This window comes from Bacillus sp. 01N45, assembly GCF_056399205.1.
The window spans coordinates 182,697-198,596 of the sequence record NZ_JBFTQW010000001.1; the positions used below are offsets into that span (position 1 = coordinate 182,697).

The following is a 15,900-nucleotide window of genomic DNA, read 5'->3' on the forward strand; positions in this document are numbered from 1 at the left end:
GTTCACACTAGTTCATATACCCATTCACTAATTCATAACATCTTTCTTTTGTCATCTTGTATTTTTCATCTGCTGCTTCAATATATTTCATCGTTCCATTATTTTCATCCATAGCAATTGCTTTAACCTTACTTTCCTTTTCTTTAACCCATGCAACTTGTTTCTTTTTCAACGACTGAAACGCATCAGCTGACATCGTATTTTTTAATGTGCTGTAAATTTCATTTAGTTTATTATCCCACAGTTGATAATTTCCTTCTATTTCATTTACTATGTCATTTGTTGACATAACATTTGTATGTTTTTCTTGGTTTTCTAGAGCTGCTAACTCATTTAAAACCTTAGTTTTCCCCACCGCTGACGAAGTTTCTTTTTTTGAACTAGTAGACGTACTAGAATCATTCCCCTTAACTGTTTCTTGCTCTTGAACAAAATCTTTTTTCGTTACCTTTTCTTGCTCTTCATCATCTACATTGTGAGTAATAACCGAGTTTTTTGCGTCGACAGCAACTACTCCGTTACTTTCTTTAAAAATATATTTTTTATTTCCACTATTCTCTTCTCTAACGAAAGAGACATTCTTGAAACCTTGTACTCTAAGAAGTTCTTTAGCTTCTTCTTTAGTTAACTTTAAATCTACTGACGTATTTGATGACCATCTATCCATTAACCATTTTCCATCGGTATACACTAAGACAAATTCCCACATCTCCGCTTCATTACCCATATCATTTGCAAGAGTAAGCGTCTCAATCTTTAAGACATCATTTTTCTGTGAATAAGTTGTCCTCACGTCCGGCTCAATATGAATCGGAAATGGTAACATATCTGTTTCCCTTGATCTATTAAATGTATCAAGCAATCCTGGAAGCTCCTTCTCCACAAACTTATCTGAAACTAGCCCCTCAACGCCTTTTTTAGCTGTAGCTAAATCTCCAGGATTATTTCGGCTCCATCCATTTTCTTTTTCCATCTCACTAAATGCATTTGCTATTGCATCTACACTCTTTCTTACAATCTTTTTCGCTTCTTTTTCTTTCACTTCTGGCGCTTCATCAAGCTGTTCAATCGTTTCATTTACTTGAACTTTGTTTTCACCTTTTTCACAACCTGTTACAACTAGCATACTAGCAGTCAAGCAAAATGATATTACTTTACTTAATTTCTTCATGTACTCACAATCCTTATTCCTTCATATTCGTTACGTTTCCCTATTTCCGAGAGAAATCCAACAATTACCTATTATATCAATAACAGTTGTTTATTTATATATTAAATTTTATATCAGAACGAAACAAAGGACATACTTTCAAAATATATACTAAAAACCTCTTATCCTTTTCTTCCATATTGTCAAAAAAATTGACAGCGCTCTTTCGAATTTGTATAAAATTTTTGACACCTTGTAAAGAAACTGAAATTGTGATCGATATTTTTCTCATTCTCCCACTGATAATTGAAATAATCTGTATTTCACGAGCAGCCCACCACCCATAAATAGCGGGATAAAGTGAAACTTTAATCAGTGGGGGTTTTCTTCATCCCCCACCTAACTCCTTTGCTTTCGCTGAATTTTGAGGTGTGGGTCTTACTGCCCATTAAAGCGGGATAAATTCCCTACCTAAAAGATATGCAATTTCTGTTATCTTTTCTCTAACAATATTTTTTGGCACGCTATTTGCTTTATTCAATACTGTGAATAGGGGGAATTAACATGACTTTAAAAATTAATAAAATCCAAAATCAACTACAAAATTATGAAATTGACGGATTGCTTATTACAAAAAAAGAAAATCGCCAATATGCAACAGGCTTTACAGGTAGTGCTGGCGTCGTCTTAATCTCTGCGGATAAAGCTGTTTTTATAACTGATTTTCGCTATGTAGATCAAGCAAAATCACAAATAAAAGATGCTGAAATTATTATGCATAAAGGAAATTTAGAAAAAGAAATTGCAAATCAAGTATCAAAATTAAACATTCAAAAACTCGGAATTGAAGAGAACAACATGACATTGCAACAATATAAAAACTTACAAAAATACGTACATGTAGAAATGGTTCAAGTGTGCGAAATCATCGAAAATATTCGTATTATTAAAGACATGCCTGAAATAGAAACAATGAAAATCGCAGCTAATATTGCTGACGAAGCATTTCACCACATCCTTACGTTTCTAAAACCAGGAATAAGTGAAAATGATGTACGAGATGAGTTAGAATTTTTCATGAGAAAAAAAGGAGCTACATCCTCTTCATTCCAAATCATTGTAGCTTCTGGCGTTCGTTCTTCACTTCCTCATGGAGTTGCATCAAATAAAATAATCGAACGAGGCGACGTTGTTACATTAGATTTCGGTGCACTTTACGATGGATATTGTTCCGATATAACTCGTACTGTAGCAATCGGAGAACCATCCGAAGAATTCAAAAAGATATACAATGTTGTACGAGAAGCGTTAAAACGTGGGACTGAAGCAATTAAGCCTGGAGAAACTGCGAAAAGTATCGATGATATAACGAGAGATTACATTACAGAACATGGATACGGTCAATATTTTGGACACTCTACTGGTCATGGTCTTGGATTAGAAATACATGAACCTCTTCGTCTATCCCAAGAAAGTAAGGCTACTTTAGAAGAAGGTATGGTTGTTACCGTTGAACCTGGTATTTACATACCAAACTGGGGCGGTTGTAGAATTGAAGATGATATTGTCATCACAAAAGACGGATATGAAGTTATTACAAAATCAAATCGGGAACTAATTGTTATCCCTTGTTGAAATCATAGAAGAAAATGCCACCGAATAAGGTGGCATTTTCTTTTATTCATTAGCGAATAGCTTTTCATTTACTTTTTTAGCGACTACCGCTACCAACATTAAAATGCATATTAAATATATCGATTTCGCAATAAATAACCAGCCTTGAAACATTACAATTCCATCTATTATCTCATTTCCTTTCAATAACAAAAATGGAATCGTGCTTATTACAATGACAAACTCGATGCTGAAAACAATTTTCTTTTTTCGGCTATATGCCTTCCATTCTTTCCAGCGATACATAGGTGCAAAAATCAATACTCCTATACATATGCCCTGAAACAACTGATAATAGTAAACAAACGAGCACACCATAATAACCTATTTTCTCATTCTACTTCTCCTTTAATATGTAACTTACTACGCTTATAACAATTCTTAGAAAAACAACAACGACAATTACAAGATAAAGACCTTTTGCAGAAGACATCCATTCTTGAAAAATAGACATTTTCTCCATTTGCTTCTGCCCTTCTATTAAAATAAACCCTACGAAAAATGAGCAAATAACAATGATACCTATCATCATTCCGATACTTTTCTTACTATATTGTTTCATATCTTCCCAGTTATATAAAAGTATAAATACAAACCCGAAAACAGGTATAATACTGATCCATTCATTACTTGTAAACAGATTCAAAATGATTAATAGACTACAAGAAAGGATGAATCCCCAAAACCCAATTTTTTTGCGCATAAACCCTCCTTAAATTCCATTTTTAGGATTAATTGTATTGTAACATCCATTTCTACTTCTTACCATTACAGTACATGAAATTTCACTTTTTTCTTTTTCCTATACTCACATACTTTTACTGCTTTCATACAATAAACTACACGAATGCCTAAAGGATGTGAATGTTATGGGAGTTGAATTAACGCTGTTGCATGCTCTCTATATTCTTTGTTTACTCACTATTATTACTTTTTTTATTCTCCGGAAAGATACGACGATTATTTGTATCGTTTTTATCTTTTTATTAGCATTAACCGCTACAAGTTCTATCCCTCTTGCCGTTAGCGGTATTTTTCAAAGTTTCATTTACGCTATTACTGAACTATTACCAACTATATTAATCATCTCCATTATCGTATCAATGAGCAATCTACTCGTTCATACTGGCATAAATGATACGATGATTTCACCATTTACAAAGATGATTCGTACCCCTACCCTCGCCTACTGGATTATCGGCCTTTTAATGATGACAATTTCTTTCTTCTTTTGGCCTTCTCCAGCTGTCGCTTTAATGGGAGCTATTTTATTACCCGTCGCTGTACGCGTCGGCCTTCCACCAATTGGAGTTGCCATTGCTATGAACTTGTTCGGACACGGCATCGCCTTATCTGGTGACTTCGTTATTCAAGGTGCACCGAAATTAACAGCGGATGCTGCTGGTTTTCCTGTTTCCAGCGTTGTTTCTGCCAGTGTTCCCCTCGTTATCGTTATGGGTATTGTGACAACTTCCGTCGCATTTTTCTTCTTACGAAAAGAATTCCATACAGGCTTATCTATACAAGAATCTATCCCATCAACTGAGTCTTCTAAAACGCTCACTTCATTATCTCCTCGGACAAAAAAATGGCTCGCTATTTGTATTCCGATCGTATATGCCATCGATATCCTTTGCATGATTCAATTTAAACTACAAGGAAGCGACGCAACTGCACTTATCGGCGGGACGACTGTTATTATGATTATCATTATTTCCCTCATCGCTTACAAAGGAAATGGACTGAATAAAACGACCGATTATTTTATAGAAGGGCTCCAATTTGGATTTAAAATTTTCGGCCCAGTTATTCCAATTGCTGCACTCTTTTATTTAGGAGATAGCGGTTTTGTAAAAATTATCGGAGACTATTTACCGAAAGGTTCACATGGAATCATTAACGACTTAGGGATCGCCTTATCTCAAACTGTTCCTTTAAACCAATATGTATCGGCGGGAACATTAACTATCGTTGGTGTCATAACAGGCTTAGATGGGTCTGGTTTTTCCGGTATATCACTTGCTGGTTCAATTGCCAATCTTTTCGGAACAGCACTTGGGCATGGAACAGCTACATTAACAGCACTCGGGCAAATTGCTGCAATCTGGACCGGAGGCGGGACTTTAATTCCTTGGGCGCTTATTCCTGCCGCTGCCATTTGTAAAGTGGATCCATTTGAACTTGCAAGACGAAATTTTTTACCGGTTGTGATTGGCTTAATTGTCACCACAATCGTTGCGATGTTTATCCTATAACATAAGCAAGTGTTCTCTTGCTTATGTTTTTTTATTGTAAAATTCATCATGAATTACTGGCTTTCAAAAGGAGTTATGTATATGTTAGCGAAATTATATTAAGAGAGTATTTATTCCAAAACGTTTACGAGAAACAGATTACTTCCATTAGAAAAGGGGACATAACTATGAATGAATTGATTTTCGTCTTATTAATTTGTCCATTACTTATCTTTATCGTTTCTGTTATTGGAACGCGCAAGACGAAAACGTATTACGTAATGCCGATTGTAACGTTTGCTAGTTTTTTAATAATAGGTGTTATCGCCTTTACTCCAAAATTTTTCTTTTGGGTTGGCATGTATAGCATTTTCTCATTTATTGTTTCTTATATGACGCTATTGTTTGTAAGAGGATATGAAGTTGCGGAAAATGCTAAATAGTTGTTAGCAAGGAGACAGGAATATGGTTTTCTTTGATATTGATGGAACTTTACTTGATTATGAGGCCGCTGAAAGAAATGGTATTATAGATTTTTTTCAAATATATAATACTATTTTTTCAGGCAATGAATTAGAGGCAACGAAAGTCTGGCATGAATTATCAGAAGAATATTTCAACAAATTTTTATCCAAAGAATTATCTTTTCAAGAACAACAAAGTATGCGAATGTATCATTTATTTAAAGCATATGGAGTAAACTTATCTCCCGAGGAATCTCAGCATAAATTCAATCAATATATAGAACTATATAAGAACAACTGGCCGCGTTTGAAGATGTAAACTATACATTACAGACCTTGCAGGAAAAAGGGCACTCATTAGGTATCATTAGTAATGGTGAATATGAGCAACAAGTCGAAAAGTTAACTACTCTAAACATTCTACAATATTTCAAATACATATTTACTTCTAGTGAAATTGGGATATCGAAACCAGACCCTAAAATTTTTCAAAGAACTGTATTACAATCAAATCTTGAAATGAAAGATTGCTATTATATTGGCGATCGATTAGAAACAGATGCAATTAGTAGTACAGCAGCTGGAATGCATGGGATATGGTTAAATCGGGATAACTTGCAACTCAAGTTTGATGTTCCTACTATCTGTTCTTTACATGAAGTTTTAACAATAATATAAAAAAGACGACCGCGTTCCCCCGCGGTCGTCTTTTTCGTGTTACGCTGTGATCCAAGCTTCGTTTGCTGGATTTTTACGCCACTCTTGTAATTTTTTCGTTTCAGCTTGTCCGATCATACCTTTTTCTGCTGCTACTTCAGTTAATGCACTGTAGTCGCTTAAAGAGTATGATGCTACGTTAGCTGCTTCTAGTTTTTCTTTTCCTGCTTCTAGCTCGTATGTGAAGATTGATACGATTCCTAATACTTCACATCCAGCTTCGCGAAGTGCTTCTACACATGTAATTGCACTACCGCCAGTTGAAATTAAGTCTTCTACTACTACTACTTTTTGACCTTTTTCAGCTTTTCCTTCAATTTGGTTCCCTTTACCGTGACCTTTTGCTTTACTACGTACGTAGCACATTGGTAAATCCATACGATCGCTTACCCATGCAGCGTGCGCAATACCAGCAGTTGCTGTTCCTGCAATAACTTCTACAGTTGGGAAGTGCTCTTTAATTAACTCTTCTAATCCAGCTGCAATCGCTTGACGTACTTTTGGATAAGATAAAGTTAAACGATTATCACAATAAATTGGTGATTTCATACCTGAAGACCAAGTGAATGGATCATTCGGTTGTAAAAATACTGCTCCAATTTCTAATAAATGCGATGCGATTTCTTTTTTCATACTGTTACACCTTCCCACTGTTGTTTTACTATTTTATACGCTTCAAGCGGATTTTCCGCTTTTGTAATACTACGTCCAACTACGATGTAGCTTGAGTCAAGTTCCCTCGCACGTTTCGGTGTTGCTACGCGCACCTGGTCATTTACATCATCGCTTGCAAGACGAATCCCCGGTGTTACTGTTACAAATTCATTTCCGCATACTTCACGTAATTTCGGAACTTCAAGTGTTGAACAAACAACACCATCAAGTCCACTTTCTTTCGTTAGTTTTGCATAATGAGCAACCGCTTCTTCTAACGTTTTCTCAATGCCAATCTCTTTTTTCATCATAGCTTCCGAAGTGCTTGTTAGTTGTGTAACTGCAATACAAATCGGTCTCTCTTTTCCTTCTTGCTTACCTTCCTCTAATCCCTCAATCGCAGCTTTCATCATACTGCTTCCCCCAGCAGCATGAACATTTACCATATCAACATCTAGACTAGCTAGGCTACGCATAGCGCTTTTTACTGTATTCGGAATATCATGAAGTTTTAAATCTAGGAAGATCTTATGCCCTTTTTCTTTTAAGTACGTAATAATCGCAGGGCCTTCTTTGTAAAATAACTCCATACCCACTTTGACAAATAACTCTTCCCCTTCAAAGTGGTGTAAGAATTGTTCTACATCTTGTTTCCCTGGAAAATCTAGTGCAACGATTAACGACTGTGACATGTTTGCTTCCAGCTCCTTCCTTGACATTCCGAAATGTGATCAAATCCTAATTCATCTAGTAATGCTGGTAATTCTTCAATAATTGTCGGACATACGAACGGATCGATAAAGTTCGCTGTTCCAACTGCAACCGCGCTTGCGCCAGCATAGAAGAATTCAATTACATCTTCCGCAGTTTCAATACCACCCATTCCGATAATCGGAATGTTAACCGCTTGGCTTACTTCATGTACCATACGAATTGCTACTGGCTTAATCGCAGGACCTGATAATCCGCCTGTACGGTTTGCTAAAATTGGTTTAGCTGTTTTTAAATCTAGACGCATACCAAGCAATGTATTAATCATCGTTAAACCGTCCGCACCCGCATTTTCAATTGCTTTTGCAATCTCCACAATGTTTGCCACGTTCGGTGACAATTTCACATATACCGGTACTTCAGAAACCTCTTTTACTCGCTTCGTTAAATCAGCAGCAATTTCAGGATTCGTACCAAAAGCGATACCACCCGTTTTTACGTTTGGACAAGAAATATTTAATTCTAGCGCATGAACATTAGGTGCCTTTGAAATTTCTTTCGCAACTGCTACATAATCCTCAGCTTGTGAGCCAGCAACATTCGCAATAATCGGAAGATCAAATTGCTCGAGAAAAGGTAATTCAGAATTCATTACCTTTTCTAATCCAGGATTTTGAAGCCCGATTGCATTTAGCATTCCGCCTGGTGTTTCCGCAACACGAGGCGTTGGGTTTCCGTAACGAGGCTGTTCTGTTGTCGCTTTAATCATAATTGATCCAAGTACACTTAAATCATAGAACTGTGCATACTCACGACCAAATCCGAAGCAACCAGATGCTGGGATGATTGGATTTTTTAATGATAACCCTGGTAATTCAACTTGCAATCTGTTCATAGTACAACCTCCCCGATTGGAAATACTGGTCCGTCGCTACACACCTTCTTGTAAGAATGTCCACTCGGATCTGCTTGTAAATGACATACACATGCGAAACATGCTCCAATGCCACAGCCCATACGCTCTTCTAATGAAATGTAGGCTTTTCTCTCTTTATAGCGTCCTTCTAATGCACGAAGCATCGCTAAAGGTCCACATGAGTATAGAATGTCAAAGTCAATTCCATAGCTATCAATTACATCTGTTACAAAGCCTTCTGTACCATGCGTACCATCAACTGTTGCAACATACGTATCACCAAGCTCTGCGAATTTCTCTTCATAGAAGACAACATCTTTCGTTTGGAAACCTAAGATGTGAATAACGCGTACTCCCTTTGCTACAAGACGCTGTGACAATTCATATAGTGGTGGTACACCAATTCCCCCTCCAACTAATAGAGCCGTTTGTCCAGCTTCCGCTTCTTCTACAGGAAAACCATGTCCAAGTGGTCCTAACACATCTACAAGTTCGCCTTGTTTTCTTTTCGCTAATGTTTTTGTTCCTTGTCCTTCCGCACGATATAGCATTGTAAATTCGTTCTTGTCTTGATCGACATTACAAATACTAATTGGACGGCGCAGAAGGGGCGTAATGCCCTCTGCTACCTTAATGTGTACAAACTGCCCTGGATCGTTCATTTGCTGCACTAGATCCCCTTGAAGCACTAATTCGTAAATGTTTTTTGCGATTTCTTTTTGGTTAACGACGATCATATTTTGCTTTTGCATCATGCATGTACCACCTCGTGACGCTTCGTTTGCGTAATTTCTTTCATTGAATGAGCTGAGAATGTCATAGATTCTAGTACTCGTAAGATTGCTCTCGTTGTATCAAGTGATGTTAAGCAAGCCACACCATTTTCTACTGATTCACGGCGAATGCGGAAACCATCACGCGCTGGTTGTTTGCCTTTTGTTAATGTATTGATTACAAACTGTGCTTTTCCTTGACGGATAATATCAAGTAAGTTGTATTCTTCAGAATCAATTTTATTTACAACTTGCACTGGAATGTTTTGCTCTGCTAACGATTGTGCTGTTCCAGCTGTTGCTAATAAGTTATAACCGATTTCGTGGAAACGTTTTGCAATTTCCATTGCTTCTTCTTTATCTTTATCCGCTACAGTGATGATTACTGATCCGTGCGTTGGGATGTTAATTCCTGAAGCAACTAACCCTTTGTATAATGCTTTTTCAAGTGTTAAGTCTTTACCCATTACTTCCCCTGTTGATTTCATTTCAGGTCCTAATGTTGTATCAACTGAACGTAGCTTCGCAAATGAGAATACCGGTGCTTTTACATACACTTCTTTCTCTTCTGGGTGATAACCAGTTCCATATCCTTGTTCTACAAGATCTTGACCTAAAATAACTTTCGTTGCAACATTCGCCATCGGTACGCCTGTAATTTTACTTAAGAATGGTACTGTACGACTCGCACGTGGATTTACTTCAATTACATACACTTCATCTTTGAATACTACAAACTGAATGTTTAGTAATCCAACAATGTTTAAACCTTTTCCAAGTGCAATTGTATGTTCAATAATTTGTTCTTTCAGTTTTGCAGATAAGCTTTGCGGTGGATATACTCCGATTGAGTCACCAGAGTGAACTCCAGCGCGTTCAATATGTTCCATAATACCTGGAATGAATACATTCTTACCGTCTGAAATTGCATCTACTTCAATTTCTTTACCAACCATGTAACGATCGATTAATACTGGGTGATCTGCGTGAACTTTAACCGCATTTTTCATGTAGTGCAGCAGTTCTTCTTGACGATATACGATTTCCATCGCGCGTCCACCTAGTACGTAAGATGGTCTTACTAATACTGGGTAACCAATTTTGTCAGCGATTGCTACCGCTTGCTCTACAGTCGTTGCTGTTTTACCAACTGGTTGCGGAATACCAAGTTGTGTTAGAGCTGCTTCAAACTTATCACGATCTTCTGCACGGTCTAAATCTTCAAGTGATGTTCCTAAGATTTTCACACCGTGAGCCTCTAATTTAGCAGCTAAGTTAATTGCCGTTTGTCCACCGAATTGGACGATAACACCTTCTGGTTTTTCTAAATCGATAATGTGCATTACATCTTCGATTGTTAATGGTTCAAAGTATAATTTGTCAGAAATACTGAAGTCTGTTGAAACTGTTTCTGGATTGTTATTAACAATGATTGCCTCATATCCCGCTTCTTTAATTGCCCATACAGAGTGAACTGTTGCATAGTCAAACTCAACACCTTGACCGATACGGATTGGACCAGATCCTAGAACTACTACACTCTTACGATCTGTTCTAACTGATTCATTCTCGTCACCATATGTGCTGTAGTAGTATGGTGTTGCAGATTCAAACTCTGCCGCACAAGTATCTACCATTTTATAAACAGGAGTTATGTTGCTTTCTTTACGCATATCGTAAATTTCACGCTCTGTTTTGTTCCAAGCATTGGCGATGTAATGGTCACTGAAGCCCATTTCCTTCGCTGATTGTAATACTTCCATATTTCCTACATTTGCTTTTACTTCGCGTTCCATGTTTACGATATTTTCAACTTTTTGTAAGAAGAAGAAGTCCATTTCACACCAATTGTTGATTTCTTCTTTCGTTACACCTTGACGAATTGCTTCTGCTACAATAAACAGTCGCTCATCATCAGCTTTTATAATGCGTTTTTTCATTGTCTCTTTATCAAGCTCTTTTAAATGCTCTAACTCTAAGTGATAAACACCAAGTTCTAAAGAACGAATCGCTTTTAATAATGATTGCTCTAAGTTACGTCCGATTGACATAACTTCACCAGTTGCCTTCATTTGTGTACCCAGTGTTCTGTTTGCTGATTCAAACTTATCAAATGGCCAGCGTGGAATTTTTGAAACAACATAGTCTAATGCTGGTTCGAAACAAGCATATGTTTTTTGTGTTACTGGATTTATAATTTCATCTAATGTTAAACCGACTGCAATTTTTGCCGCTAGCTTCGCAATTGGATATCCAGTTGCTTTAGATGCTAGTGCAGATGAACGACTTACACGCGGGTTTACTTCGATTACATAATATTGGAAGCTATGTGGATCAAGTGCAAGCTGAACGTTACATCCACCTTCAATTCCTAATGCACGAATAATTCGTAATGAAGTGTTTCGTAACATTTGATATTCACGGTCACTTAATGTTTGGCTCGGTGCTACAACGATAGAATCACCTGTGTGAACCCCAACTGGATCGATATTTTCCATGTTACATACTACAATCGCGTTATCATTTGAATCACGCATTACTTCATATTCAATTTCCTTACAACCAGCAATGCTCTTTTCTAATAAACATTGTGTTACCGGACTATGTTTTAATCCACCTGATACGATTTCAATTAGTTCTTCTTCATTACTACAGATTCCGCCACCTGTTCCCCCCATTGTAAATGCTGGGCGAACAATAACTGGATATCCAATTTCTTTTACAAATTCATGTGCTTCTTCTAGCGTATGAATAATGGTACTAGATGGAATTGGTTCATTTAATTCCTGCATTAAGGTACGGAATAAATCACGATCCTCCGCTTGCTCGATTGCTGACAATTTTGTTCCTAAAATTTCAACTCCGCACTCTTCAAGTATGCCTGATTTCGCAAGTTCAACAGCCATATTCAGGCCTGTTTGACCACCTAATGTTGGTAAGATTGCATCTGGACGTTCTTTACGAATGATACGGCTTACGAATTCTAGTGTTAATGGTTCTATATATACTTTATCTGCCGTTGCAGTATCTGTCATAATTGTTGCTGGGTTAGAGTTAACAAGGATTACTTTGTAACCTTCTTCTCTAAGAGATTGACAAGCTTGTGTACCAGAGTAGTCAAACTCTGCTGCTTGCCCAATTACAATTGGTCCTGATCCGATTACTAAAATTGTGTTAATGTCTAGGCGTTTTGGCATAACTCTTCCCCTTCTTTCTTGAAGTTTTCAATCATTGCTAAGAAATCTTCGAACAAATCGTTTGCATCTTCTGGCCCTGCAGAAGCTTCTGGATGGTATTGCACTGTAAATGCTGGGAACTTCGTATGACGAAGACCTTCTACTGTTCCATCATTTAAAGCAACATGTGTAATTTCAAGTTCTGTATTTTTAACTGATTCTTCTTCTACTGCGTAACCATGATTTTGAGATGTAATTGCTACTTTTCCAGTTGCAAGATGTTTTACCGGATGGTTTAAACCACGGTGACCGAATTTTAACTTACTTGTATTCGCACCAGATGCTAGAGCGAATAGTTGATGTCCTAAGCAAATTCCGAATAAAGGAACTTTACCGATAATGTCTTTTAACATTTCAATTGCTTCTGGTACATCTTTTGGATCTCCAGGTCCGTTACTTAACATAATTCCATCTGGGCTAAGACGTAAAATTTCTTCTGCTGTTGTATTGTAAGGTACTACAATTACATCACAGTCACGTTTATTTAATTCTCGTAAAATACCATGTTTCATTCCGAAGTCTACAAGTACAACTCGGTGTCCACGGCCTGGGCTTGGGTATGGATCTTTCGTTGATACGCGTTTCACGTGATCTGTAAATACTGTCGCTTTTAATTGGCTCACGATGTATTCTACATCTGCATCCATGTTACATAGACGTCCACGTAATGTACCGTATTGACGAATTTTTCTCGTTAATTTTCTTGTATCAATTCCTGCTAACCCTGGGATATTTCTTTCTTTTAAGTAATCATTTAACGAAATTTCATTACGGAAGTTTGATGGATGATCACAAATTTCGTTTACGATTAAACCATTTACAGATGGGTGAATTGATTCAAAATCGTCACGGTTGATGCCGTAGTTTCCGATTAATGGGTACGTGAATGTTACGATTTGACCGCAATATGATGGATCAGATAATGTTTCTTGATATCCAGTCATTCCTGTTGTAAATACAACCTCACCTGACTTTTCGATTTCTCCTCCGAAACCTTTTCCAATTAATACTGTTCCATCTTCTAAGATAAGTTGTCTTTTCATACTAATGCACTCTCCTTTTGCCATGCGATCTTACCACCAACGATTGTCATTACCGGCCATCCTTGGCATTTCCAACCTGCGAATGGTGTATTTTTTCCTTTTGATAAGAATGTTGTTGGGTCAATCTCTTCTTCTTGTTCTAAATCAATGATTGTAATATCAGCTGTTCTACCTTCTTTCAGGCGACCTGCTTCTAAGCCGAATGTATCAGCTGGTTTTTCTGTTAAGAATTGAATTAACTGCTCTAATGTAATAATTCCTTTTTTCACAAGGTTTGTGTATAGAAGTGGGAATGCTGTTTCAAAACCAGTAATTCCGAATGGTGCTCTTTCAATTCCTTGCGCTTTCTCTTCCGCTGTATGCGGTGCATGATCAGTTGCGATCATATCAATTGTTCCATCTAATAAACCTTCAATTAGTGCTGCGTGATCTTCTTTTCCACGAAGCGGCGGGTTCATTTTAAAGTTAGGATCAGCTGATGGGATATCATCTTCACATAACACTAAGTGATGAGGTGTTACTTCTGCTGTTACTTTAATTCCAGCGCGTTTCGCATCTCGAATTACGCGTACAGAACCTTTCGTACTTACGTGACATACGTGATAGTGACAATCTGCCGCTTCAGCAAGCAGTATATCCCTTGCAATATGTACAGATTCACATACTGATGGGATACCGTTTAATCCGTGTTTCTCAGAAAACTTCCCTTCATGTACACAACCTTTATTAATAAGAGTATTCTCTTCACAATGCGCAACTACTGCCATATTTAATTTCGCTGCACGCTTCATAGCAGCTAACATCATGCTAGCATCTTGTACGCCTACACCGTCATCAGTGAAAGCAAATGCTCCAAGTTCTTTTAATGTTTCGAAATCTGTCATTTCAGAACCAGCTTGGCGTACTGTAATTGCTCCGTATGGTAGTACGTTGACATGCGCTTTTTCTTTAATACGATTTTGCAAGTCTTCCATATGTTCTCTGCAATCTGGTACTGGGCGTGTATTTGGCATTGCACAAATTGTAGTGAACCCACCTTTTGCCGCTGCTAGTGTACCTGTTTCAATTGTTTCTTTATGTTCACCACCTGGTTCACGAAGATGTACGTGTACATCTACTAATCCAGGTGCGATTAACTTTCCGTTCACATCGATTACTTCAGCATTATCTGCCGTAATATTTTCTGCTACCTTAGCGATTTTACCGTCTTGTACGAGAAGATCTGTTGCTACGATTTTTCCTTCTTCATTCATATAACGACCATTTTTAAACAAGTAATTCATGTTTCATTCCTCCTAATACATTTGGTAAGGCGCGTTTTAGTACAGCCATTCTTACGTAAACTCCATTTTCCATTTGTTTAAATATGCGTGAACGCTCACACTCAACAAGTTCACTTGCAATTTCAACATCACGGTTTACAGGAGCTGGATGCATAATAATGCTTCCTTCTTTCATACGCTTTTCTCTTTCCACTGTTAATCCGTGTTTCTCATGATACTCTTTCATAATGTCTGTTTCATAATGATCATGACGCTCATGTTGTACACGAAGTAACATCATTACATCCACTTCTGGAACAAGTTCATCTAATGGTTTGTATGTTCCAAACGTGCTGTCTTCATCTTTCCACTCTTCTGGACTTGCAAAGTAAATTGTTGCACCCAGTTTCGTTAATGCTTCTGCATTAGAACGTGCTACTCGGCTATGACGAATATCTCCTACTATCGCAATCTTTAATCCTTCAAATCTTCCAAACTCTTGTTTAATTGTAAGAAGATCGAGTAGGCACTGCGTTGGATGGTTTCCACATCCATCTCCAGCGTTTAAGATTGGGATATTTACCTGTTCTTTTAGTTCATCGAAGTAGCGATCTTGCTCATGGCGGACGATCACCGCTTTTGTTCCGATTGATTCCAGTGTTCTTATCGTATCGTATAAAGTTTCTCCTTTTTGTACGCTTGATGCATCCGCTGAAAAGTTTAAAACTTCAAGTCCTAATCTCTTCTCGGCAACTTCAAAGCTAAATCTCGTTCTCGTACTATTCTCAAAGAACAAGTTCGCAACAAAAGTTTGCTCTGTCGTTTTGCTCTCTTTTCCATTCGCGAAATCTTCTGAGTCTTTTAGGATTTCTGAAATTTCTACTTCCGATAATTCACTCATCGTTAACAAATGGCTCATCGTCATCCCTCATCTTTCTGATTTTTATGTTACCACTTTTGTATTTTTATAACAACTTTTGCATAAAAATACCCTAGTCATTTGAGACTAGGGTGCAAGGAAGAAGCCACCCTTTCCGGTCTCACAGGACTGAATTAAAAGGTTATT

General features: G+C 37.4%; 13 protein-coding genes and 2 pseudogenes. 4 read left to right on the plus strand and 11 right to left on the minus strand.

The window, feature by feature from the left end; genetic code table 11:
• Window positions 1-7 precede the first annotated feature (7 nt).
• On the minus strand, window positions 8-1,171 hold the full coding sequence (locus AC1DMU_RS00845; protein WP_088064297.1) for a lysozyme inhibitor LprI family protein: 1,164 nt from the start codon (window positions 1,169-1,171) through the stop codon (window positions 8-10).
• A gap of 543 nt (window positions 1,172-1,714) precedes the next feature.
• Here AC1DMU_RS00845 and AC1DMU_RS00850 point away from each other — a divergent pair.
• On the plus strand, window positions 1,715-2,785 hold the full coding sequence (locus AC1DMU_RS00850; RefSeq protein WP_088064298.1) for a M24 family metallopeptidase: 1,071 nt from the start codon (window positions 1,715-1,717) through the stop codon (window positions 2,783-2,785).
• A 42-nt stretch (window positions 2,786-2,827) separates the two neighbouring features.
• Here the strand turns inward: AC1DMU_RS00850 and AC1DMU_RS00855 are convergent.
• Window positions 2,828-3,137, minus strand: a pseudogene (locus AC1DMU_RS00855) (YoqO family protein).
• Between the two features lie 24 nt (window positions 3,138-3,161).
• Window positions 3,162-3,527, minus strand: coding sequence for a YoqO family protein (locus AC1DMU_RS00860; RefSeq protein WP_088064299.1), 366 nt, complete (start codon window positions 3,525-3,527; stop codon window positions 3,162-3,164).
• Window positions 3,528-3,693: 166 nt separating this feature from the next.
• Here AC1DMU_RS00860 and AC1DMU_RS00865 point away from each other — a divergent pair, with 166 nt between their 5' ends.
• The 3 genes and pseudogenes from AC1DMU_RS00865 to AC1DMU_RS00875 all read left to right on the plus strand — a co-directional run bounded on the left by AC1DMU_RS00865 (window position 3,694) and on the right by AC1DMU_RS00875 (window position 6,200).
• Window positions 3,694-5,079 (plus strand): hypothetical protein, encoded by a 1,386-nt coding sequence (locus tag AC1DMU_RS00865; RefSeq protein ID WP_088064300.1) that lies wholly within the window; start codon window positions 3,694-3,696, stop codon window positions 5,077-5,079.
• Between the two features lie 167 nt (window positions 5,080-5,246).
• Window positions 5,247-5,501: a YbeF family protein gene (locus AC1DMU_RS00870; RefSeq protein WP_001003934.1), complete on the plus strand. Its 255-nt coding sequence runs from the start codon at window positions 5,247-5,249 to the stop codon at window positions 5,499-5,501.
• A 22-nt stretch (window positions 5,502-5,523) separates the two neighbouring features.
• Window positions 5,524-6,200, plus strand: a pseudogene (locus AC1DMU_RS00875) (HAD family hydrolase).
• Between the two features lie 39 nt (window positions 6,201-6,239).
• Here the strand turns inward: AC1DMU_RS00875 and pyrE are convergent.
• From pyrE to pyrB, 8 genes are read right to left on the minus strand one after another with little or no spacing between them, the layout of a single operon-like run.
• Entirely contained in the window at window positions 6,240-6,872 is a 633-nt protein-coding gene (pyrE, locus tag AC1DMU_RS00880) for an orotate phosphoribosyltransferase (RefSeq protein WP_000711449.1), read from the minus strand.
• A complete protein-coding gene (pyrF, locus tag AC1DMU_RS00885) occupies window positions 6,869-7,585 on the minus strand; it encodes an orotidine-5'-phosphate decarboxylase (RefSeq protein ID WP_088064301.1) in 717 nt (238 codons plus the stop codon). The genes pyrE and pyrF overlap by 4 nt, the downstream gene beginning before the upstream one ends.
• On the minus strand, window positions 7,570-8,499 hold the full coding sequence (gene pyrD / locus AC1DMU_RS00890) for a dihydroorotate oxidase B catalytic subunit (protein WP_001081053.1): 930 nt from the start codon (window positions 8,497-8,499) through the stop codon (window positions 7,570-7,572). Before pyrD ends, pyrF begins: the two co-directional genes overlap by 16 nt.
• Window positions 8,496-9,275, minus strand: a complete 780-nt coding sequence (gene pyrK / locus AC1DMU_RS00895) for a dihydroorotate oxidase B electron transfer subunit (protein ID WP_000983346.1) — start codon at window positions 9,273-9,275, stop codon at window positions 8,496-8,498. The genes pyrD and pyrK overlap by 4 nt, the downstream gene beginning before the upstream one ends.
• Window positions 9,272-12,490 carry a carbamoyl-phosphate synthase large subunit gene (gene carB, locus AC1DMU_RS00900; RefSeq protein WP_088064302.1) on the minus strand — a complete coding sequence of 1,073 codons (3,219 nt, stop codon included), beginning with the start codon at window positions 12,488-12,490 and terminating at the stop codon, window positions 9,272-9,274. Before carB ends, pyrK begins: the two co-directional genes overlap by 4 nt.
• The gene (locus tag AC1DMU_RS00905) at window positions 12,475-13,572 is read right to left on the minus strand and encodes a carbamoyl phosphate synthase small subunit (protein ID WP_000828668.1); all 1,098 of its coding nucleotides are present in this window, start codon (window positions 13,570-13,572) and stop codon (window positions 12,475-12,477) included. The genes carB and AC1DMU_RS00905 overlap by 16 nt, the downstream gene beginning before the upstream one ends.
• Window positions 13,569-14,855 carry a dihydroorotase gene (gene pyrC, locus AC1DMU_RS00910; RefSeq protein ID WP_001108374.1) on the minus strand — a complete coding sequence of 429 codons (1,287 nt, stop codon included), beginning with the start codon at window positions 14,853-14,855 and terminating at the stop codon, window positions 13,569-13,571. The genes AC1DMU_RS00905 and pyrC overlap by 4 nt, the downstream gene beginning before the upstream one ends.
• Entirely contained in the window at window positions 14,839-15,753 is a 915-nt protein-coding gene (gene pyrB, locus AC1DMU_RS00915) for an aspartate carbamoyltransferase (RefSeq protein WP_088064303.1), read from the minus strand. The genes pyrC and pyrB overlap by 17 nt, the downstream gene beginning before the upstream one ends.
• Between the last annotated feature and the right edge of the window lie 147 nt (window positions 15,754-15,900).

Excerpts from the sequence above, each read along its gene's own strand:
- pyrK (WP_000983346.1), bottom strand. The coding sequence starts at position 9,275 with ATGATGCAAAAGCAAAATATGATCGTCGTTAACCAAAAAGAAATCGCA.
- pyrB (WP_088064303.1), bottom strand. The coding sequence starts at position 15,753 with ATGAGCCATTTGTTAACGATGAGTGAATTATCGGAAGTAGAAATTTCA.
- pyrD (WP_001081053.1), bottom strand. The coding sequence starts at position 8,499 with ATGAACAGATTGCAAGTTGAATTACCAGGGTTATCATTAAAAAATCCA.
- carB (WP_088064302.1), bottom strand. The coding sequence starts at position 12,490 with ATGCCAAAACGCCTAGACATTAACACAATTTTAGTAATCGGATCAGGA.
- AC1DMU_RS00850 (WP_088064298.1), top strand. The coding sequence starts at position 1,715 with ATGACTTTAAAAATTAATAAAATCCAAAATCAACTACAAAATTATGAA.
- pyrC (WP_001108374.1), bottom strand. The coding sequence starts at position 14,855 with ATGAATTACTTGTTTAAAAATGGTCGTTATATGAATGAAGAAGGAAAA.
- pyrE (WP_000711449.1), bottom strand. The coding sequence starts at position 6,872 with ATGAAAAAAGAAATCGCATCGCATTTATTAGAAATTGGAGCAGTATTT.
- pyrF (WP_088064301.1), bottom strand. The coding sequence starts at position 7,585 with ATGTCACAGTCGTTAATCGTTGCACTAGATTTTCCAGGGAAACAAGAT.
- AC1DMU_RS00870 (WP_001003934.1), top strand. The coding sequence starts at position 5,247 with ATGAATGAATTGATTTTCGTCTTATTAATTTGTCCATTACTTATCTTT.
- AC1DMU_RS00845 (WP_088064297.1), bottom strand. The coding sequence starts at position 1,171 with ATGAAGAAATTAAGTAAAGTAATATCATTTTGCTTGACTGCTAGTATG.
- AC1DMU_RS00905 (WP_000828668.1), bottom strand. The coding sequence starts at position 13,572 with ATGAAAAGACAACTTATCTTAGAAGATGGAACAGTATTAATTGGAAAA.
- AC1DMU_RS00865 (WP_088064300.1), top strand. The coding sequence starts at position 3,694 with ATGGGAGTTGAATTAACGCTGTTGCATGCTCTCTATATTCTTTGTTTA.
- AC1DMU_RS00860 (WP_088064299.1), bottom strand. The coding sequence starts at position 3,527 with ATGCGCAAAAAAATTGGGTTTTGGGGATTCATCCTTTCTTGTAGTCTA.